Genomic DNA, 277 nt, shown 5'->3' with positions numbered 1-277 from the left:
AACCACCGCATACGGCACCAGGGCATCATCATTCACCTTGCCCGCGATCCAGTGGGCGGTCGCCGCCACGCTCTCCGGCCGCGTAGACGCCAGCCACGTCCAGTCGCTGTTGTCGCCGAGCGCATAGGCGGCAAACAGATCCGCCGCATGACGGTCAACGTCCAGCGGCTCCAGGCGGCAAAAACGGCCATTTAACGCTGTCCGCCGCAGGACTTGCGCCCCCTGCCAGCCAGGGACCAGGTCGTTCACCTGCTGGCCATACTCATTGATTTCCGGC

Annotated in this window: 1 protein-coding gene; it reads right to left on the bottom strand. The window is 65.0% G+C overall.

Annotation, left to right across the window (positions count from 1 at the left end; all coding sequences use genetic code 11):
- Positions 1-277, bottom strand: a 277-nt coding sequence (locus ACODJP_RS13970; protein ID WP_422482531.1) for a hypothetical protein, incomplete at both ends; no start/stop codon positions are given.

Source organism: Pleomorphochaeta sp. DL1XJH-081, assembly GCF_049310885.1.
In the GTDB taxonomy this organism is placed as follows: domain Bacteria; phylum Spirochaetota; class Spirochaetia; order Sphaerochaetales; family Sphaerochaetaceae; genus CAYZJV01.
Note: the sequence above shows the minus strand (reverse complement) of the source record. Positions and strands in the feature narration are given on the sequence as shown.